The 22004-nt window shown below is 42.6% G+C and carries 18 protein-coding genes; 16 read left to right on the top strand and 2 right to left on the bottom strand.

Features of this window, described 5'->3' with window-relative positions:
- Position 1 precedes the first annotated feature (1 nt).
- From infA to ACZIX4_RS14535, 13 genes are all read left to right on the top strand, one after another.
- Entirely contained in the window at positions 2-217 is a 216-nt protein-coding gene (gene infA, locus ACZIX4_RS14475; RefSeq protein WP_026714631.1) for a translation initiation factor IF-1, read from the top strand.
- A gap of 14 nt (positions 218-231) precedes the next feature.
- Positions 232-348: a type B 50S ribosomal protein L36 gene (gene ykgO, locus ACZIX4_RS14480; protein ID WP_002987490.1), complete on the top strand. Its 117-nt coding sequence runs from the start codon at positions 232-234 to the stop codon at positions 346-348.
- A 2-nt stretch (positions 349-350) separates the two neighbouring features.
- On the top strand, positions 351-725 hold the full coding sequence (gene rpsM / locus ACZIX4_RS14485; RefSeq protein ID WP_463336348.1) for a 30S ribosomal protein S13: 375 nt from the start codon (positions 351-353) through the stop codon (positions 723-725).
- Between the two features lie 8 nt (positions 726-733).
- The gene (gene rpsK, locus ACZIX4_RS14490) at positions 734-1117 is read left to right on the top strand and encodes a 30S ribosomal protein S11 (protein WP_463336349.1); all 384 of its coding nucleotides are present in this window, start codon (positions 734-736) and stop codon (positions 1115-1117) included.
- Between the two features lie 90 nt (positions 1118-1207).
- The gene (gene rpsD, locus ACZIX4_RS14495; RefSeq protein ID WP_463336350.1) at positions 1208-1813 is read left to right on the top strand and encodes a 30S ribosomal protein S4; all 606 of its coding nucleotides are present in this window, start codon (positions 1208-1210) and stop codon (positions 1811-1813) included.
- Between the two features lie 23 nt (positions 1814-1836).
- Complete coding sequence (locus ACZIX4_RS14500) at positions 1837-2829, top strand: DNA-directed RNA polymerase subunit alpha (protein WP_463336351.1); 993 nt, start codon at positions 1837-1839, stop codon at positions 2827-2829.
- 38 nt (positions 2830-2867) lie between these two features.
- Positions 2868-3359 (top strand): 50S ribosomal protein L17, encoded by a 492-nt coding sequence (rplQ, locus tag ACZIX4_RS14505; RefSeq protein ID WP_463336352.1) that lies wholly within the window; start codon positions 2868-2870, stop codon positions 3357-3359.
- 176 nt (positions 3360-3535) lie between these two features.
- Positions 3536-4651, top strand: coding sequence for a glutamine-hydrolyzing carbamoyl-phosphate synthase small subunit (gene carA, locus ACZIX4_RS14510; RefSeq protein ID WP_463336353.1), 1116 nt, complete (start codon positions 3536-3538; stop codon positions 4649-4651).
- Between the two features lie 24 nt (positions 4652-4675).
- Positions 4676-5971 carry a phosphopyruvate hydratase gene (gene eno, locus ACZIX4_RS14515; protein WP_463336354.1) on the top strand — a complete coding sequence of 432 codons (1296 nt, stop codon included), beginning with the start codon at positions 4676-4678 and terminating at the stop codon, positions 5969-5971.
- Between the two features lie 113 nt (positions 5972-6084).
- A complete protein-coding gene (locus ACZIX4_RS14520; protein WP_463336355.1) occupies positions 6085-8244 on the top strand; it encodes a DUF7619 domain-containing protein in 2160 nt (719 codons plus the stop codon).
- Positions 8245-8369: 125 nt separating this feature from the next.
- A complete protein-coding gene (locus tag ACZIX4_RS14525) occupies positions 8370-10343 on the top strand; it encodes a tetratricopeptide repeat-containing sensor histidine kinase (protein ID WP_463336356.1) in 1974 nt (657 codons plus the stop codon).
- Positions 10340-11101 carry a LytR/AlgR family response regulator transcription factor gene (locus tag ACZIX4_RS14530; RefSeq protein WP_463336357.1) on the top strand — a complete coding sequence of 254 codons (762 nt, stop codon included), beginning with the start codon at positions 10340-10342 and terminating at the stop codon, positions 11099-11101. Before ACZIX4_RS14525 ends, ACZIX4_RS14530 begins: the two co-directional genes overlap by 4 nt.
- Before the next feature lie 40 nt (positions 11102-11141).
- Positions 11142-13340 carry a DUF7619 domain-containing protein gene (locus ACZIX4_RS14535; protein ID WP_463336358.1) on the top strand — a complete coding sequence of 733 codons (2199 nt, stop codon included), beginning with the start codon at positions 11142-11144 and terminating at the stop codon, positions 13338-13340.
- Between the two features lie 68 nt (positions 13341-13408).
- On the opposite strand, the gene lysS is transcribed toward ACZIX4_RS14535, so the two are convergent.
- Entirely contained in the window at positions 13409-15103 is a 1695-nt protein-coding gene (gene lysS, locus ACZIX4_RS14540) for a lysine--tRNA ligase (protein ID WP_463336359.1), read from the bottom strand.
- 156 nt (positions 15104-15259) lie between these two features.
- Here lysS and lipB point away from each other — a divergent pair, with 156 nt between their 5' ends.
- A complete protein-coding gene (gene lipB, locus ACZIX4_RS14545; RefSeq protein WP_463336360.1) occupies positions 15260-15985 on the top strand; it encodes a lipoyl(octanoyl) transferase LipB in 726 nt (241 codons plus the stop codon).
- A 2-nt stretch (positions 15986-15987) separates the two neighbouring features.
- On the opposite strand, the gene ACZIX4_RS14550 is transcribed toward lipB, so the two are convergent.
- On the bottom strand, positions 15988-16593 hold the full coding sequence (locus tag ACZIX4_RS14550; protein WP_463336361.1) for a ribonuclease HII: 606 nt from the start codon (positions 16591-16593) through the stop codon (positions 15988-15990).
- A 187-nt stretch (positions 16594-16780) separates the two neighbouring features.
- Here ACZIX4_RS14550 and ACZIX4_RS14555 point away from each other — a divergent pair, with 187 nt between their 5' ends.
- Together ACZIX4_RS14555 and ACZIX4_RS14560 are read left to right on the top strand one after the other, a co-directional pair.
- Positions 16781-18697: a S8 family serine peptidase gene (locus tag ACZIX4_RS14555; protein ID WP_463336362.1), complete on the top strand. Its 1917-nt coding sequence runs from the start codon at positions 16781-16783 to the stop codon at positions 18695-18697.
- A gap of 250 nt (positions 18698-18947) precedes the next feature.
- Entirely contained in the window at positions 18948-22001 is a 3054-nt protein-coding gene (locus ACZIX4_RS14560) for a SusC/RagA family TonB-linked outer membrane protein (protein WP_463336363.1), read from the top strand.
- The last annotated feature ends 3 nt before the right edge of the window (positions 22002-22004 follow it).

A 22004-nucleotide genomic window follows, 5' to 3' on the forward strand; every position in this document is an offset into this window, starting at 1 on the left:
TATGGCAAAACAATCAGCAATAGAACAAGACGGATCAATTATTGAGGCATTATCAAATGCTATGTTCCGTGTTGAATTAGAAAACGGGCACGTGGTAATCGCTCATATTTCCGGCAAAATGCGTATGCACTACATAAAGTTGCTTCCGGGCGACAAAGTGAAGCTGGAAATGAGCCCTTATGATTTGTCTAAAGCAAGAATTACTTATAGATACTAAAGCTAAATACTAAAATGAAAGTAAGAGCATCAGTTAAGAAAAGAAGTGCCGAGTGCATTATAGTGCGCAGGAAAGGCAGATTATACGTTATTAACAAAAAGAATCCTAGATTTAAACAAAGGCAAGGATAATTATGGCAAGAATTGCAGGGGTAGATGTACCTAAAAACAAACGAGGAGTTATTGCTTTAACATACATCTTTGGTATTGGAAAAAGCAGGGCACAAGAAATACTGGCTAAAGCCCAGGTGAACGAAGATAAAAAAGTTAACGAGTGGAATGATGATGATATCAGCGCCATCCGTGAAGCAGTTTCTTTCTTTAAGATTGAAGGTGAACTTCGTTCAGAAATACAGCTTAACATTAAGCGCCTTATGGACATAGGCTGCTACAGGGGTATCCGCCACAGGGCTGGTCTTCCACTACGTGGCCAACGTACCAAGAATAACTCAAGGACAAGAAAAGGTAAGAGGAAAACTGTTGCTAACAAGAAAAAAGCAACTAAATAATAAATAGTATGGCTAAAGCTAGTACCAAAAAACGTAAAGTTGTAGTAGAATCTACAGGCGAAGCTCATATCAGCGCTACTTTCAATAATATCATCATTTCACTTACTAATAAGAAAGGTGAAGTTATCTCTTGGTCATCAGCAGGTAAAATGGGTTTCCGCGGTTCTAAAAAGAACACACCATATGCCGCACAGATGGCTGCAGAAGATTGTGGTAAAGTAGCTCTTGAGGCTGGCCTAAAGAAAGTGAAAGTTTACGTTAAAGGCCCGGGTAACGGACGTGAGTCTGCTATCAGGTCTATCCACAACGGAGGAATTGAGGTTACTGAGATCATCGACGTAACTCCGCTACCACACAATGGTTGTCGCCCTCCGAAGAGAAGGAGAGTTTAATTTTTTATTAGAGTATAACAAGAACAGGGCAAGGATTATCGTAGGATGGAACCTGAATTCATAATCCCCTGTTCGTTTTAATTTTTAGAAATGGCAAGATATACTGGTCCAACTACTAAAATCGCCCGTAAATTCGGCGAGGCGATATTCGGAGACGACAAAGCCTTCGAAAAAAGAAATTACCCTCCGGGACAACATGGTTTAGCCAAGAAAAGGGGTAAAAAATCTGAATATGCTGTTCAGCTTATGGAGAAGCAGAAAGCTAAATACACTTACGGTATCCTTGAGAAACAATTCCGTAACCTGTATGAAAAAGCTGCTGCTACTAAAGGTGTAACCGGTGAAGTACTACTTCAACTTTGCGAAGCAAGGCTTGATAACGTAGTATTCAGGATGGGTATAGCCCCGTCTCGCCGTGCTGCCCGTCAAATCGTAGGCCACAGGCATATTACAGTAAACGGTGAGCTTGTTAACATCCCGTCTTACCACCTTAAAGCCGGCGATAAAGTTGCTGTACGTGAGAAATCAAAATCACTTGAAACTATCACAAATTCTTTATCTAACTCTGCTCACGTATATGAGTGGATTACCTGGAACAACGATACTCAGGAAGGTACATTTGTAAATGCACCTGCGAGGATCCAGATACCGGAAAACATCAAAGAACAACTAATCGTTGAGTTGTATAACAAATAATAATTGACATTTTAGTCGACAATATGGCAATATTTAATTTTCAGAAGCCCGATAAAGTTATCATGATCGATTCAACCGATTTTCAGGGGAAATTCGAATTCCGCCCCCTGGAGCCTGGTTATGGATTGACAGTTGGTAACGCACTTAGAAGAGTTTTGCTTTCTTCGTTAGAAGGTTATGCTGTTTCATCTGTTCGTATCGAAGGTGTGGAGCATGAGTTTTCTACTATCCCCGGGGTTGTTGAAGATGTTACAGAAATTATCCTTAACCTGAAGCAGGTTCGCTTTAAGCGCCAGATAGAGGACGTAGATAACGAAAGTGTATCTATTTCTTTTACCGGTAAAGACCAGCTTACTGCAGGTGACTTCCAGAAATTTATCTCAGGCTTTCAGGTGCTTAACCCGGAGCTTGTGATCTGCAACATGGACAGCAGCATTAACATAAACATGGAACTTTCTATAGAGAAAGGACGTGGTTATGTACCGGCTGAGGAGAACAAAAAGCAAAACGCTCCTATTGGTACTATATTTACAGATTCTATCTTTACCCCGGTAAAGAATGTAAAATATACAATAGAAAACTTCCGTGTGGAGCAGAAGACCGACTATGAAAAGCTGGTTTTTGAAATCATTACAGATGGTTCTATTCACCCTAAGGATGCGCTTACAGAGGCAGCAAAAACGCTGATACACCACTTTATGCTGTTCTCTGACGAAAGGATAACACTTGAGGCCGACGAAATTGCACAAACAGAATCTTATGATGAAGAATCACTTCACATGAGGCAGCTTCTTAAGACGAAGCTTGTAGACATGGATCTGTCTGTAAGGGCACTGAATTGCTTAAAAGCGGCTGAAGTGGATACATTAGGAGACCTGGTATCTTTCAACAAAAATGACTTAATGAAGTTCCGTAACTTCGGTAAAAAGTCGCTTACAGAGCTTGATGAGCTTGTAGCTTCTAAAAACCTGCACTTCGGGATGGATCTAAGCAAATACAAATTAGATAAAGAATAACCTGATACCCCTGTGGTACTGGTTTAAAGTTACAGACAATGAGACACGGTAAAAAAGTTAATCACCTAAGCAGGCAGGCTGGGCACAGGAAACTGATGCTGGCTAACATGGCTTGCTCACTTATAGAACACAAGCGTATTAATACGACTGTGGCAAAAGCCAAGGCGCTTAAAGTATACTTTGAGCCATTGGTAACTAAAGCAAAAGAGGACACTACACACAACAGGCGTATTGTTTTCTCTTACCTACGCAACAAATATGCTGTTACTGAGCTTTTCCGCGAAGTAGCTGCAAAAGTAGGCGATCGTCCGGGTGGATATACCCGTATCATTAAGCTTGGAAACCGTCTTGGTGACAACGCTGATATGGCAATGATCGAGCTTGTAGACTTCAATGAACTGTACAACGTAGCTAAGAAAGAGGCTAAGAAGACTACCCGTCGTAGCCGTACTGCTAAGAAAGCTGAAGCTGCACCTGCTGCTGAAGCTCCTGCCGTTGACACAGCTGAAAACACTGAAGCTACTGAATAATCATGAACAACTGATTTTTCAATATAAAAAGGATAAACTTTATAGTTTGTCCTTTTTTTTTGGCAAGGCTTTACCGTTATCGGTTACGCTTAATGTAAAAGTAATACCATACTTTTATCTTCACGAAAAATTATAGTAAATTTGCACGCAACACAACAACATTTTACACTACTTAAATGAAATACAAAAGCAGGAATAAAGCGATCCTACTACTGGCAGACGGAACAATATTTTATGGCAAATCTGTCGGCTTAGAGGGCACTGTATTTGGCGAGGTATGCTTTAATACCGGTATGACAGGCTACCAGGAGATATTTACAGACCCGTCTTATTTCGGGCAGATAATGGTAGCATCTAACGCTCACATAGGCAACTACGGCACCAACGGTGAAGAAGTAGAGGCCGATAAAATCATGATTTCGGGCCTTGTTTGTAAAAACTTCAGCTTTAACCACTCGCGCGTTAACTCTGATGAGAGCCTGAAACAATATTTTGAAGAGCAAAACCTTGTGGCAATATCTGATGTAGATACCCGTGCGCTGGTAAGCTACATACGCGACCACGGCGCACAAAATGCAGCTATTTGTACAGAAGACTGCGATATAGAGGAGCTGAAGCAGCGCCTTGCAGCCGTGCCTGATATGAAAGGCCTGGAGCTGAGCAGCAAAGTATCTACCAAAGAGCCTTATTTTGTGGGCAACCCGGATGCTAAATACAAAGTATCGGCACTGGATCTTGGTATTAAAAAGAACATATTACGCAACCTTGCTAAAAGGGATTGTTACATAAAAGTGTTCCCGTATGATGCATCGTACGAGGACCTGAAAACATTCAGCCCTGACGGTTACTTCCTGTCTAACGGCCCCGGCGACCCTGATCCGCTGTTCTCGGCTCAGGAAACTGCCCGTCAGATACTGGCAAATGATGAGCCTGTATTCGGTATATGCCTTGGCCATCAGGTACTGGCACTGGCTAACGGCATCCCTACCTACAAGATGTTTAACGGGCACAGGGGTATAAACCACCCGGTAAAGAACATTATTACAGGCGAAGGCGAAATAACATCGCAAAACCACGGATTTGCGGTAGACAGGGAAGCCCTGGAGCAGCACCCTGACTTTGAAATTACACACGTACACGTTAATGACGGTACGGTGGCAGGTATGCGTATGAAAAATAAGAACTGTTTCTCGGTACAGTACCACCCTGAGGCCAGCCCCGGCCCGCACGATGCTACGTACCTGTTTGACCAGTTCATAGAAAACATAGAAAAAGGTAAACACAATAATTAAACTTTAAAACAACCGAAAGCGATTATGAGTATTATTATCAAAGTACACGCCAGGCAAATACTGGATTCTCGTGGCAACCCAACGGTAGAAGTAGATGTAATTACAGAAAACGGTGTTCTTGGCAGGGCTGCAGTGCCTTCAGGAGCTTCAACCGGTGAGCACGAGGCAGTAGAGCTTCGCGACGGTGGTAAAGATTACATGGGCAAAGGCGTTCTTAAGGCTGTAGAAAATGTAAACACCACTATTGCTGCTGCTGTTGTAGGTATGTCTGTTTTTGAGCAAAATGCTATAGACAAAACCATGATAGAGCTTGATGGTACAGCAAACAAATCAAACCTTGGTGCTAATGCTATCCTTGGTGTTTCTCTTGCTGTAGCTAAAGCGGCTGCAAATGAGCTGGGCCTTCCACTGTACCGTTACGTAGGCGGTGTATCTGGTAATACGCTTCCTGTACCAATGATGAACATTGTAAACGGTGGTTCGCATTCAGATGCGCCTATCGCGTTCCAGGAGTTCATGATTTTCCCTGTAAAGGCAGAAAGCTTTACTCACGCTATGAAAATAGGTACTGAGGTATTCCACAACCTTAAAAAAGTGCTTCACGACCGTGGCCTTAGCACTGCTGTAGGTGACGAAGGTGGTTTTGCGCCAAACTTTGAAGGTGGTACTGAAGACGCCCTTGAAACTATTAAAATTGCTGTAGAAAAAGCAGGTTACACTTTTGGTGACGACGTTAAAATCGCGCTAGACTGTGCTGCTTCTGAGTTCTATGTAAACGGTAAATACGACTACTCTAAATTTGAAGGCCCAACCGGAAAAATCCGTACTTCAGAAGAGCAGGTAGAATACCTTGCCGAGCTTGCTGCTAAATACCCTATCATCTCTATTGAAGATGGTATGTATGAAGATGACTGGGCTGGCTGGAAACTGCTTACTGAAAAAATCGGTGATAAAGTACAGCTTGTAGGTGACGATTTATTCGTTACTAACGTAGAGCGCCTTTCTAGGGGTATAGACCAAAGCATTGCTAACTCTATCCTTATCAAAGTAAACCAGATAGGTACACTTACTGAGACTATTGCTGCTGTAAACATGGCACACAATGCGGGTTATACATCTGTAATGTCGCACCGTTCGGGTGAAACTGAAGATAACACCATTGCCGACCTTGCTGTAGCCCTTAACTGTGGCCAGATTAAGACCGGTTCTGCTTCACGTTCAGACCGTATGGCTAAGTACAACCAACTTCTTCGTATTGAAGAAGAACTTGGTGAAGTAGCTTACTTCCCTGGTGAAAAAGCTTTTAAAGTAAAAGCTTAATCATTAAGGTTCTATAATATGAAGCCCTCGCCGACAGGTGGGGGCTTTTTTTGTGCACGGCATATAGGGTATTTTAGGTTTAAATTGTTCTAAAGGAAAACCACCTTACAATTATGAAACAAAAATTACTTTTAGCGCTATTGTTTGTTACTGCAATTGCTTCTGCACAGATTGTGGATATACCGGATAATGTTTTTAAAAACTTCCTGTTGAATGCTACGGCTACTAACCACTACGCAAGGGATATAAGTGGCAACAGTATGGTTGTAGATGCTAACGCCGACGGGGAAATCCAAGAGGCTGAAGCGCAACTGGTTTACAGGCTGAATATAGCGAATAACATAGGCCTTAGTAGCCTGACGGGTATACAGTCGTTTACTAACCTTACCGAATTTATCTGTAAAAGTAATAATAACCTTACAGCATTAGATGTGTCGGGTATGGTAAACCTGGCTAACATGAATGTATATAACAATTCACTGGCCACGCTTAACCTTAGCGGATGTACGGGGCTTGTATTCCTTAATTGTGGAATGAATGAATTGACAGGTTTAGACCTTACGGGGCTTACAAGCCTGGATGAATTGCATTGCAGTAGTAATCTGATGACCGAAATAGATTTGTCTCCTGTTAGCCTGTCAGAAATTACCGCAGGCGATAATTTATTTACCAGTCTTGATTTTTCTACACAAACGGGCTTAGAATATTTTAATGTATTTGGATGTCCTTATTTAAGCTCTATATATTTAAAAAACAATCATATTGACTTTTTTGATGTTGAGACTTTTGGCGGATGCATAAGCCTGAATTATATATGCCTTGATGAAGGAGAGTATGACTTGGCTTATAATGCTATAGTTGCAATGTCAGAATTTAGTAGTGGAGTTAGTGTCGAAAACATTGAATTTTCTACCATATGCTCTGTTAACGGGGAGGAAAATAATACCATTACAGGTACAATACGTTTTGACGGGGATGCCAATGGCTGCGATAGCGGGGATTCTTTACTGCAATTGGTTAAAGTATCATCATTACACAACGGCAACACATCTTCTGTATGGACAACACCTTCCGGATACTATGCTTTTGCTGCCGAAACCGGAGATTACCAGCTTTCGCTTGATTTGCAGGGTTTACAGTATTTTGGTACAAGCACTACTGCGCCATTAATAAGTTTTCCTGAACTAAACGGTACCGAAACAATACAGGATTTTTGTATAGTGCCTGTTGGTGTGCATCCTGACCTTGAGGTTAGTATTGGTGCTACAGCCGGTGTTGTTGTAGGTACTAACCGTGATTATTTGCTTACGTATAAAAATAACGGTAACCAAACGCTTAATGGCACAGTTTCATTTAGCTATAACGACGATGCCCTGAATTATGTTACTGCAACAGTGCCTTATACAAGTTCTGCTACAGGGCTGGTTTCGTGGGATTTTTCAAATCTGGAGCCTTTTGAAATCCGCACTGTTTTGGTGACCCTTTATGTAAACACCCCTGCAAGTACCCCGCCGGTTTTGCTTGGCGATATCCTTGAGTTTTCGTTTACAGGAAGTATAAGCCAGGAGGATGAAACCCCGGAGAATAACCAGTTTGACTTCAGCCAGGAAGTAAGGGCATCGTTAGACCCGAACAATATTGTTTGCCTTGAAGGCGATTCTGAACCGGTGACTAAAATAGGGGAGTACCTGCACTACACCATAAATTTTGAGAATATAGGAACGGCAGCTGCAAATTTTGTAATTGTTACCAGTGCTATAGATGCTGCCAAATATGATGTAAGTTCAATAGAAATATTAGGCAGTACCCACCTTGTTACCCCGTCATTAGAAAACAACATCCTTGAATTCAGGTTTAATGATATAGGCCTGGCGCCGCAGGGGCAGGGGAGTGTTACCTTTAAAATAAAATCTCTTGAAACCCTTGCGGAAGGCGATGCAGTAATAAACCAGGCAAGCATTGTTTTCGATTTTAATGAAGCCATTGCTACTAACGAGGCAGTTACTGTATATGAGGATACTGCTGCTACAGATGAATTTAGACTAAATAATATACATATTTACCCTAACCCTGCTAAAGACATAGTGACACTTGAAGCAATATCGGAGATAGCAGAAATAAGTGTGTTTGACATAGCGGGAAGGCTCGTTCAAAAATCGCAACCGGCAAGCAGCAGCGCTGTTTTAAATATAGCTGCACAGCCTATAGGGGTCTACCTCGTAAAAATTACCACAGATACCGGGAGCATAACCCGAAGGCTTATAAAACAGTGATGATAAAATCCTCCCATAGCGGAGGATTTTTTATTTCAAATTCTAACCCATTATGGGCAAATTCTAATTCGCGCGCGTAGTATGCGTACAATATCATATTTTTGCAGTAGATTAAGGAGAACTATATGAGGCTTTTAAGGATATTGCTGGCAGGTGCTGTTTTGTTGTGTGGAGCAAATGTTTTTGCCCAGCAACAGGTGCTTGACAGCTTACTTACAAAACTCGGGCATGCATCGGCAGATGCAGATAAAGCGCATTTGTACAATCTAATTTCCAGCGAATATTCGGGTACTGACGATAAAAAATCAGAAGAGTATGCCCATAAAGCTTTGGCTTTAGCCAAAAAAGGAAATATGGAGCGCGAACAGGCCGATGCCTGGTTTAACCTGGGGAATTGTGGTATAATGAACGGGAATTACCCCGAAGCGATAAAGTATTTTACCGCTTCGCAGGCGGTATATGAGCGCCTTTTGCATAAAGACCGTTCTGAAGAAGTAAAAGACGGCCTGGCTCGCGCTTACGGCAGCATAGGTATTGTGTGCAACAGGCAAAGCGATTATCCAAAGGCGCTTGAATATTTTTTTAAAGCCCTGAAGCTGTATAAAGAAACCCGGCAAAATGAAGTTGTAGCACGCATTTACAATGGTATAGGTGTAGTGTACGAATCGCAGAAAGAGTATGATAAGGCGCTTCAGTATTACAACAAATCACTCGCTCTACAACAAAACAGCAAGTATGACGACAGTGGTGTAACCATTACTAATATAGGCAACGTTTACCTGGACCAGGGTAAGGATGCCGAAGCACTGGCGGCGTACAAAAAAGCCGAAGAAAAACTGGTTAACGATACCGATAAAACCGTTTTGGGTGAGTTGTACAACAACTTCGGGAATTATTACCGCAAACAAAAACAAACCGAAACAGCCCGTGGCTATTATGAAAAGGCTTTGGGGTTATTTAATGCTGTAGAATACAGTTTTGGGGCATCGGCTTCGCTGGAATACCTGGGCAGGATTGCAGAGCAGGAGAAGCAGTTTAACGAAGCGATAGAGTATTACAAAGCTTCATCTGCGGCAGCAACAGCAGTAGGTGCTACAGACCAGCTTCGGGATTCTGAAAAGGCGCTGAGCGAGCTGTATGAAAAACAGGGCGATGTAAAAAATGCCTTTGAGCATTATAAAAAATATGTGGTGGCCAATGACAGTATTGTTAACGGCGAAAATATAAAAGCGCTGGTGCGCGAGGAAATGAATTTTGAGTTTGAACGCCGCGAGGCACAACGCAAACTTGAAATTGAAAAGAAACAGGCGCTGTACAACGAGCAGAGCAAGCGCCACAGGCTGCAATTGTTCTTTTCGGCATTGCTGGGAATATTAGTATTCGGTTTTGCTTTTTTAATATACAACCGCAGACAAATAAAGAAAAACCTTACATTGCAGCGTGATTTGGCTGAGTACGAACAAAAGGCACTGCATTTGCAAATGAACCCGCATTTTGTGTTTAACTGCCTTGGTGCCATATCTGGGTTTATAGTGCAAAACGGTACCGATTCGGCTATAAAATACCTGTCTAAATTCAGCAAGCTGATGCGCCTTACGCTGGAATATAGCAAAGAGCCGCTGATTCCCATAGATAAGGAAACCGAAAGCCTGCAAAACTACCTGGAACTGGAACAGCTGCGTTTTAACCAGATTTTTGATTTTACAATAACCAAAGATCCGGCTATAGAAGACGATACGGCCATGCCACCACTGCTCATTCAGCCGTTTGTAGAAAATGCTATAATACACGGCTTAGTGCCTAAAAAAGAGAAGGGGCACATAGCAGTGAATTTTGCTATTAAAGGCGATTCGCTGGTGTGTACCGTGACTGATGATGGCATAGGCATGCAAAAAAGCAGGGAAATGAAGGCCAACTCTGTTACCGTGCACAAATCTATGGCGCTGGAAATAACAAAGAAGCGGCTTGAAGTGATACAGGCCTACACCGGTAAACCTGCCCATGTGGAAATTACAGACGGCACAGGTGAGGATGGCAGCCCTGAAGGAACTAAAATAACATTATATTTACCTGTACAATATTTATCTGACAGCAAATGATTTCGGCATTACTCATAGACGACGATACTAACCTTCGTAACGCCATGAAGGGGTTGCTGGGTATGTATGCTCCGGACATCCACATATTGGGCGAGGCAGACAGCGTTAAGGCAGGTATAGCGGCCATTTCGCAGTTTACGCCCGATGTTGTTTTTATGGACATACAGCTGGGCGACGGTACCGGCTTTGATATACTGGAGCAGTTTGCACAAAAAAACGGCAAGCTGAAATCGCAGGTGGTTTTTATTACCGCCCATGAGCAGTATGCAGTAAAAGCATTCCGTTTCAGTGCGCTGGATTACCTGCTGAAGCCCGTAGACCCTGAGGAGTTGCGCAAAGTAACCGAGAAAGTGAAAAAGGCTTTTTCGGGTAATGATAACTATGCGCATATTGATTTGTTGCTGGAAAATATCCGGAAAAAAGTGGACAAGTTTAAACGTATTGCCCTTTCTACTTCAGATGGCATACATTTGTTTGAAGTAAGCGACATTATAAGACTTGAATCACAGGATAACTATACTAAGTTCTATATTAAGAACAGTAAGCCGGTGCTGATAGCAAAAACACTGAAGGAATATGAAGACCTGCTTAGCGAACAGGGTTTTGAACGCATACACCAGAGCCACCTGATTAACCTGGCCTACCTTAAGTCGTACATAAAAAAGGATGGAGGCTATGCTGTAATGGCCGATAACAGTAACCTGCCCATAAGCCAGCGCAAAAAAGAAAGGTTACAGGAACTGCTTAAATCACTTTAAACCAAAGAAGCCCATAGAAAAAACATAAAATCCCCGCGTTATGAAGAAGATTTTGATTACCCTGCTCTTGCTTTCCGTTGCTTTTTCCGAGGCGCAGGTTATTACCATACCCAATGCCAATTTGCTGAATGCACTGCTTTCGGCAAATACTGTCAACGGCATTGCGCTTAACAGCGGCGGTAACCCGGTGGTGATAGATACAAATAGTGACGGGCTTATACAGCAAAGTGAAGCCGATGAAATAGAAGAATTATATTTGGGTGGACTCAATATAGACAATATGGAGGGCGTGCAGCACTTTACAGGATTACGCACGCTGGATTGTAGCGGTAACTCTTTTGCAACGCTTGATGTTACGGCGTTAACCGAACTAAGGATATTGGACTGCCAGGGAAGTGTGGGGCTTACATCACTAACTGTAGCGGGCATGTCGTCGTTAAGGGAATTGTATTGCAACAGTTGCCAGCTTTCTGTACTAAACCTGTCGGGGCTTGATGATTTACGTAACCTTGATTGCAGCTACAATAGTATCAGTACACTTTCGCTTACGGGATTAGACCATTTGCAGGAACTGGTATGTACAAACAATCAGCTAACGGCACTTTCATTTGCAGGTTTGGGATACCTGCAAAGCTTTAACGGTGCCGGTAACTACTTTACAGAGCTTGATTTTAGCGATTGCCCGCAGTTTTCTGTGCTAAGGTGTGCTAATAATAGTATAACTACCATTATCCTTAAAAACGGAAATGTACAGTCGGCTGTATACAATATTAACGACTGGGAAAATAATCCCCTGACGTATGTATGCGGCGATGAAGATGAAATAACAATTATTGAAGACCAGCTGATTCTTGACGGGTACAGCAACATCAGTGTAAATACCTTTTGCACATTTACCCCGGGTGGTGAATACAATACTATAACAAGCACTATTATTTCAGACAGTGACGGAAATGGCTGCGACAGCTCAGATGCACCGCAGTGTTATATGAAGGTAATGCTGAGCGATGGCTCGTATACTTTTACCGATATGTTTGGTTCGTATGATTTTTATACCCAGGCGGGCAGTTATACCGTGACGCCACAGTTTGAAAACAGCAGTTTGTTTTCGGCATACCCGCCATCGGCTACTGTAAATTTTGCAGCGGTAGACGGTTCTGTAAACGGGCAGGATTTTTGCGTAAGCGCCGTGGGCAGCAGTAACGACCTGGAGGTGGTAATGGTACCTGTAACCAAAGCGGTGCCGGGCATGCCTGCCGATTATAAAATAGTGTATAAGAATAAAGGGAATACAACGTTGTTTGGTGTTGTAAACTGTAACTGGAATACCAGCCAGTTTAGTGCTGTATCAAACATAAACCCATCTGCAAGCTACATGGGTATAAATAACTACCAGTGGAGCTTCTACGACCTGAAGCCTTTTGAAAGCCGACAAATAACCATGACGCTTACCCTGAATAATTCAGGTTCTGGTACTCCGGTGTATGTGGGTGATGACATTCCGTTTACGGCAACAATAACCCAATACCTGGACCAGTTGCCTGATGATAACAGTTTTGTATTGGACCAGCAGGTGGAAAACGCTTACCAGGATAACTTTATACAATGCCTGGAGGGCGAAACACTGTCATCTGATTATATAGGCGAATACCTGCATTACCATATTTATTTTACCAATACCGGCAGCACTGCAGCTGAAAATGTGGTAGTAACCCAGGATATAGACCCTACACAGTTTGACATCAGTACCCTTGAAGTAATGAATACATCGCACGATGCTACGGCAAGGATAAGCAACAACAGCATCAAGTTTTTAATGGATGGTGCTAACGTAGCTGCCGGAAACGGGCATGGCGATATATTGTTTAAGCTGAAAACCAGGGGTAACCTTGCGGTGAACAGCCAGGTAAGTGGCCAGGCACGTATTTTCTACGACTATGCGCTTCCACAGCAGACTAATGCCGCAACAACCGTATTTGGTATTGCCGGTGTAGATGAAGTAAACCAAGATGCCAGCGTTAAGGTATATCCTAACCCTGCAACTACAGAGGTTACCATAAGTGCCGAAGGCCAAATCAGCTCAGTACAGCTTTACGATGTACAGGGCAGGCTGCTGCAGTCAGATATTGTAAACCTTAACAGGGCTACAATTAACCTTTCGTCAAGGGCGGTAGGTGTGTACTTTGTAAAAGTGAGTACAGCAAAAGGCACCACAACACAAAAGCTAATTAAGCAATAATATAATAACAGATACTAAAAAAGGTTCGGCATTGCCGAACCTTTTTTAGTTTATAAAGAGGATAAAAATTATCCTTTGTATTCTGCGGTTTTGGTGTCTCCGTCTACTACCACTTTTACAAGCCCATGTTTGGCAAGTCCTTTCATGGCAGCATCCCATTTTTTGCCGCTTAGGTTGGCCTGGGTTTTAAGCGCATCAAGGGCAAGTTGCCCGGCAGCTTTAAGCAGTTCGGCTACGGCTTTTTCATCTTCGGTAAGTTCAGGGCCTTTTTTCTCCGGGCGCATTTGCGGGAAGAACAGTACTTCCTGTATGCTTGGGTTATTGGTAAGGAACATAATTAGCCTGTCCATACCGATACCAAGGCCCGATGTAGGCGGCATACCGTACTCCAGCGCACGCAGGAAGTCGTTATCTATAAACTGGGCTGCCTCTACGTCGCCACGCTCGCTAAGCTTCAGCTGGGCTTCAAAACGCTCACGCTGGTCTATAGGGTCGTTCAGCTCGCTGTAGGCGTTGGCAATCTCCTTACCGCATACCATAAGCTCAAAACGCTCCGTAAGCTCAGGGTTTTCGCGGTGTTTTTTACACAGCGGGCTCATCTCGATAGGGTAGTCAGTAATAAACGTAGGCTGAATAAAGTTGCCTTCGCATTTCTCCCCGAATATTTCGTCGATAAGCTTGCCTTTACCCATAGTTTCATCTACGGCTATGCCCATACCACGTGCAGCTTCAAACAGTTCAGCTTCGGTTTTGCCTGTAATGTCAAAACCTGTGAATTGCTTAATAGCATCCGTCATGGTTACGCGGGCATATGGCGCTTTAAAGTTTACTTTATGCTCGCCAAAAGTAGCTTCGGTAGTACCGTTAACCGCAGTAGCACAGTGCTCCAGCAGGTTTTCGGTAAACTCCATCATCCAGTTGTAGTCTTTGTAGGCTACATATATTTCCATGGCCGTAAACTCAGGGTTGTGGGTGCGGTCCATACCCTCGTTACGGAAATTTTTACTAAACTCGTACACACCGTCAAAACCACCTACAATAAGGCGTTTCAGGTACAGCTCATTGGCAATACGCATGTACAGCGGAATGTCCAGCGAGTTGTGGTGCGTAATGAACGGCCTGGCGCTTGCCCCACCCGGAATAGATTGCAGGATAGGGGTCTCCACTTCAAAGTAACCTTTGTCGTTAAAGAAGTTACGCATGGCGTTAAACAGCTTGGTGCGTTTTACAAACACCTCTTTCACCTGAGGGTTTACCACAAGGTCTACGTAGCGTTGGCGGTAACGCAGCTCTGGGTCGGTAAAGCCGTCAAACGTATTACCTTCGGCATCCGTTTTAGGCAGCGGAAGCGGGCGCAGCGTTTTGCTCAGCAAGGTAAAATTGGTTACCCAAACTGATTTTTCGCCTACCTGTGTGGTAAACAGTTTGCCCTCAACGCCTATGAAGTCGCCAAGGTCAATCAGTTTTTTAAATATATCGTTATAAAGGGTTTTGTCTTCGCCGGGGCAAATTTCGTCGCGGTTAATGTATATCTGTATACGGCCTTCGCTGTCCTGTAGCTCTGCAAACGAGGCTTTACCCTGTATACGCATGCTCATAACACGGCCGGCAAGTACCACCTGTTTACCTTCAGAAAAATCTTCCTTAACCTGTTTACTTGTAGTATCTACCGGAAAAAGGTTTGCGGGATAGGGTTCAATGCCGAGGTTCCTCAGCGTGTCCAGTTTTTCTCTGCGGATGATTTCCTGTTCTGAAAGCTGCATGATATATTAAATTAATAGTGTTTTTAAGGCTGCAAAGATAGTGAATGTTAATGAATAAGCAATTTGCAAATCGCTTACTTTATTAGCTTGCATACAGGTGAACAATTTTGAGAATATGTTCGTAAATTTGTACTGTAAAACATTAGTCTGTATACCATGAACAGGAAAATATTTGTGCAGGATTTAGGTGAAAAGGATTATAAAGATACGTGGGAATACCAGGAAGAACTTTTCCAGAAGACCCTGGATGTTAAAATAATAAACAGGAGGGAAGGTACTGAAACCGAAACGCCAAACTATTTACTGTTAGTGGAGCATCCGCATGTGTATACGTTGGGTAAAAGCGGCGATTTCAGTAACCTGCTTATCAATGAAAAACAGCTTGAGGAAAAAGGTGCCAAATATTACAAGGTAAACAGGGGAGGGGATATTACCTACCACGGTCCCGGGCAAATTGTAGGCTACCCGATACTCGATTTGGAGAACTTTTTTACCGACATACACAAATACCTGCGCCTTATGGAGGAAACCATGATTATGGTTTTGGCTGATTATGGTATTAACGGTGTACGCAGCGAAGGCGAAACCGGTGTGTGGCTGGACGTGGGTACGCCCTTTGCCCGCAAAATATGTGCTATGGGGGTGCGTGCATCACGATGGGTAACCATGCACGGTTTTGCGCTGAATGTAAATGCTAACCTCGGTTATTTTGATAATATCATCCCATGTGGTATACGCGGCAAAGCCGTTACTTCTATGCATGCTGAACTGAACCGCGAAGTAGACGAAGCAGAAGTGCGTGAAAAGATACTCAAATACTTTTCACAGCTTTTTGAAGCAGAGGTTGTAGTTGCTTCAGATGCTGTAGTTCCGGTAGAATAATTTTACAATCCGAAATCCATTTCCAACTGTGCAGGCAGTAACTGGAATGACATGCGGTGGTGTGGTGTAGGGCCGAATTGCCTTATGGCTTCACGGTGTGCTGCGGTAGGGTAGCCTTTGTTCTGTTTCCAGTTGTACATAGGGTATTCCTCATGCAGGCGCTCCATGTATTCATCCCTATACGTTTTTGCCAGTACCGATGCTGCTGCTATGCTCAGGTATTTGCTGTCGCCTTTTACAATGCAGCTGTGCGGTATGTTGCCTACGGCTTTAAAACGGTTGCCGTCTACAATAATATATTCCGGTACGGGGGTAAGGTTTTCTATGCATTGCTGCATGGCACGTATAGAGGCGTTCAGTATATTTATTTCATCTATAACTTCAGGACCCAGGTGTACTACGTGATAGCAAATCGCTTTTTCTTCTATAATAGGACGCAACCGTTTCCTCGTTTTTTCCGTAAGTAGTTTAGAGTCGTTCAGTTCTTCCATTTCAAAATCGTCAGGCAGTATTACAGCGGCTGCGGTAACGGGACCTGCAAGGCAGCCGCGCCCGGCTTCGTCTGTTCCTGTTTCAACCTGGTATACAGAGTGTTTAAGTAAAAGCATTATAACGATTTTGTTTAGGAATTGTAACTCCGCAAATATAACTTCCTGAAAGTTAAAATTTAAATTCTTGAAGTTTAATTTGTTATAATTGCTATTTTTGCTATTCTTTTTACCGCCTTAACATTTTTTTTAAAGATATTTGCGGTGCTAAGAGGTTTACAATTATTAATTTTTTATTAAAACTATCATGAAAAAAAATACGCTGAGGGTTGTCCTGGTGTTTGGTTTTGCGTGTTTAGGTACCGTTGCTTACGGACAGCGTAAAGACCCTGCCAGGCTGGCAATTAACGACTCTCTTGCTAAGGTTTTTTACAACCGTTCTGTTCTGCAAAAAGAAAAAGCAATACAGATGGCTGCCATAAAAGGCTGGCCACTGAAAATAGAGGAAAACGGTGTACACGCAGAGCTTGTAGGCATTATGCCGGGCGGTGAGCCTAAATATTACCAGACATACAATGTAGGTTCTGCTATTACCTCAAGGGCTAACCTTCTTTATTCAAGTGCTAATATGGGCTTTGACCTTGACGGTAGCCAGATGCTTGCCGGTGTGTGGGATGAACTACATGCACGCTCTACCCATATTACTTTCGGGGGCAGGCTTTCGGTTAAAGATGCCGGTAGCGAATTGTCTGAGCACAATACGCACGTAAGTGGTACTATAATAGGTTCCGGTTCAGGAAACACCCAGGCAAGGGGTCTTGCTTACAGTGCTTCAATATGGGATTATGATTGGAACGGTGATATCGCTGAAATGACTTCTGCTGCAGATAATATCTGTGCCTCAAACCACTCTTACGGGTTAAAGGCTGAAGTGTTAAACGGGGCTGTATATCCATTCGGAAGGTATAACTATGAAGCCCATGATGTTGATCAGGTTACGTTTAATAACCCGTACTACCAGCCGGTAATTGCAGCAGGTAATGATAGGAATAACGGTATTAACCCCGATAAAGGGGGTAACGACCTGTTGTCTGGCTTGGGTGTGGCTAAAAACGTTATTACGGTTGCTGCGGTAAACCAGGTAGATACTTACGTTGACCATAACTCAGTACAAATTGCTGGTTTTTCTAACTATGGCCCTACTGACGATATGCGTATTAAACCGGATATCGCTACAAAAGGTGTAAACGTGCTTTCTTCTGTGAGTAGCAACAATACGGCTTACGGAAACCTTAGTGGTACTTCAATGGCTGCGCCGGGTATAACTGGGGTTATAGTATTGTTACAGCAATTGTATTCTGATATGCATCCTTCAGATGATATTGATATTTTAAACCTGTTACGCTCTGCTTCTGTAAGGGGCTTGCTGGCGCACACGGCAGATGAGGCCGGACCAAATGACGGACCGGACCATATGACGGGCTGGGGGCTTGCTAATGCATACAAAGCTGCCCTTATAATCCAAAATGAAGGTTCGGAATCGCAAGTGTTTGAAGAAACATCTTTAGAAAACGGTGACCAGTATACATTTGAAGTAGTGTCTAACGGTGAAAATCCGCTTGAAGCTACCATATCATGGACAGACAGGCCTGCTGCTGAAAATAACAATACAAATAATCCTGATGCTTTGCTAAACAATGCGCAGGATCTTTTGGTAAACGACCTTGACCTTAGGCTGGAAAATTTAGAAACCGGCGAAATATATTATCCATGGAAGCTAACCGGTACTTTAGTGAATCCTACAGTTACTACAGGAGACAATAAAGTAGATAACATAGAGAAAATATGGATACCAAACCCTGGTATAGGTACTTATGTTGTTACAGTATCTCACAAAGCATCGCTTTATGGTGCCCAGGCGCAGGATTATACCCTTATTATAACTGGTATAGGCGGTACTAATGGTGTTAAGGAGTATATGGATAAAAATATTACAGTATGGCCAAACCCTGCGCAAGATGTGGTAAACGTATCACTTGCTACAGGCGATTTTGGTGCTAATGCTTCAATGGCTATTTTTGACATACAAGGCCGTGAAGTACTACGCAAAGCAATAAGTTCTAATGCTGCTACTGCTAATATAAGCCAGCTAACGGCCGGAGTGTATTTTGTGAAAGTATTTAGTGGTGGTAACGAATTTGTTAAAAAAATTATTGTTAAATAATTAGCAGTTACGCAACCTTTTTAGATAATCTACATCTTATATATGTAATTATAAACGTCAGCTCTTTGTAGCTGACGTTTTTTTTAAAAATATATAAATATGGAGGTTATAGACGTAAATATGTTGTGGATTTATTGCTTACATTAAAAAAAATCGTGTTTTTAATCAAGGAATATGCAATGTTAAAACTTTGTTATATAAAAATAAATTTTTAGCTTTGCAGCTTAACTAACTCAAATTTAATTTAAATATGAAATCAAAGTTTACTTGGATTTTTACGCTTTTAATGGCGTTTTGCATTCAGTTAACCTTTGCCCAGGAAAAAACCATTACGGGTACAGTTAATGATGCCCAGGGATTGGGATTACCTAATGCAACTGTTATGGTTGAGGGCAAGGCGCCAGGTGTTCAGACAGACCTTGATGGTAAGTACTCTATTAGTGCTGCTCCGGGCCAAAAGCTTGTTTTCTCTTTTGTAGGTTTTACTACACAGGTGATTACTGTGGGTAATTCTTCTACAATAGATGTACAGCTTGAGGAAGGTACTGTGCTTAAGGATGTGGTTGTAGACAGCTACAGGACCATGTCAAGGCCTAAGAATGCTACTGCTGCTGCAGTAGTAACGTCTAAAACCATTGAAGGCCGCCCGAACGCTTCGTTTGTGCAAACCCTTCAGGGCCAGGTTCCGGGTCTTAACATTGCTTCAGGATCGGGTCAGCCGGGTTCTAACAATACTACGGTAATCCTTAGGGGTGCGGGTTCTATTAACGGTAACATAGAGCCGTTATATGTAATAGATGGTGTACCGCAAACCGGAGATAACTTCAGGAGTATTAACCCTGCTGATATTGAAAGTGCTACTGTACTTAAAGATGCCGGTGCTACTGCTATTTACGGTAACAGGGGTGCTAACGGTGTTATCGTTGTAAAAACCAAAAGGGGGTCTTATGACTCTAAAATGACGGTTAAATATAGCGGTATAACAGGTTTCTCTGAAATGCAGAAAAACCGTTACAACACCATGAGTGGCCAGCAGTTGCTTGAGCTTCAAAGGACTTACGGTGCAGGTCGTGGTGCTGCTTATACAGGTGCTACCGGTACTGAGACAGCTCGTCCTATGACAGATGCGGAAATTGCAGCATCTGCTAACTATGACTGGAAAGATTATTTTTACAGGACTGGTGTTTCTCAAAACCACACCCTGAATATTTCTGCAGGTTCTAAAAACCTTTCTTCGTTTACCTCTTTAGCTTTCCTTGACCAGGAAGGTATCCTTAAAGGTTCTGACCTTAGGAGGTTTAACTTCAGGAGTAACCTTGATGGTAAAAGCAACGATGGTAAATTTACCTTCTCTACTACTTTTACAGCTAACTACTCAGTTTCTAACACTGTTACCAGCCTTGGTACAGGTGGTATAAACCAGAACTTTGTAATCGGTGCCATTCAGGCAGCGCCTTACATTACCCCTGGTGATTACACAAGTGGTTTTGATCTTGCGAGGAACCAGGCTTTATCTCTTGAAAAAACCCCGCTTTATCTAATGGATAAGCTAAGGTATTTTAAAAACCAGGTAGAAGAGGTTAAAGGTATAGGGCAGGGTAAGGCTAACTATAAAATTACAGATGATCTTTCTGTAGGCACACAGTTTGGTCTTGATTATGTAAATACTACAGGCCTTACATGGCAAGATCCTGAGAGTTTTAACTCTTATTACTTTAGCATAGGTGACCAGGTGGGTGGTTTTCAGACTGAAAGCTACGTAAGGAGTGTGTCTATGACTACTACTACTAACATTTCATACTCTAAGCGTTTCGGTAACCACAGCATTGATTTCAGTGCGTTTACAGAATATCTTAAAGCACACTACAAAGGTTTCTCTGCTACACAAAACGGTTTAGATCCTGTGTTCTCTCATCCTGGTACAGGTAATGGTTATATTGGCTTCCAGTCAGATAACACATACTATGTTCCTGAAGTGGGTTCATCTAAAAGTGAATCTGGTTTGTTCTCTTACTTTGCTTCGGCAGATTATGACTACAAAGAGAAATATGGTGTTTCTGCAACAATAAGGAGGGATGCTTCATTCAGGTTTACAGGAGAAAACAGGTGGGGTACTTTTTACTCTATAGCCGGCCGCTGGAATGTAGACCAGGAGGACTTTATGAAAGAGAGCGTGTTTAATGCGCTTAAAGTTCGTGGTTCTTACGGTACTACAGGTAACCAGGATGTTACAGGTTCTGGCCTTTACATAGGTAACTCGCTTACTAAGTTTATTTACAACATTAGTTCTGGTTACAACAACAGCCAGGCGTATACCCTTACTTCACTTGCAGGTCCTAACCTTCAATGGGAAACGGTTAAACAGCTTGACTTCGGCGTAGATTTTGAATTGCTTAACAGGAGGCTTCGTGGTGTATTCGACGTGTACGAAAAAAGGACGGTAGATCTTTACCAGGATAAAGGTATCTCTGCTGTAAACGGTTCTAACAGTATTGCCGGTAACTTCGGTTCACTTTACAACAGGGGTGTTGAACTTCAGTTAGGTTATGACGTTATCAGTACTAACGATTTCTTGTTGACGTTAAACTTTAACGGTTCTTACAACAAAAACAAACTGTTAGACCTTACACCTCCAAGTGGTGTAATATGGGATGGTAACTCACTTTCTGCAATGAAGGAAGGTGGCCTTATCAATGAATACTATGTAATTAAATATGCCGGTGTTAACCCTGCTAACGGTAACCTGTTGTTTTATGACAAAGATGGTAACCTTACAGAAAACCCATCGCAGGCAGACCGCCAGTGGACAAACAAATCATCGTTGCCTAAATATCAGGGAAGTTTTGGTTTTGACGTTCAGTACAAAGGCTTCTTTGCTAACGCAATGTTTACTTACGTAGCAGACCTTTACAGGTTTGACTGGGACTGGTCTAACCTAATGGACCCTACAGATATTAACCTGTTTAATAAATCTACAGATATTAATAATTACTGGACTCCTGAAAACCGTGTAACTAATGTACCGGGCCTTTATGCAACTAACAGGTCTTGGGATGGTTATTCAGACAGGTTCCTTATTGATGCTTCTTACGTAAGGCTTCGTTACCTTAGTGTAGGTTACAGCTTCAGCAAAGAACTTCTTGCCAAAACTCCATTTAGCGCTATCAGGGCTTATGGACAAGCAGAAAACCTTTACACATGGACAAAGTGGAGAGGTTATGATGCGGAAAGTAACCGTGGTTCAGACCAATCACAGTATCCTACTCCAAAAATGCTGTCGTTAGGCCTTGAGGTTCAATTCTAAAAA

It is taken from the genome of Flavobacterium niveum (assembly GCF_055231775.1).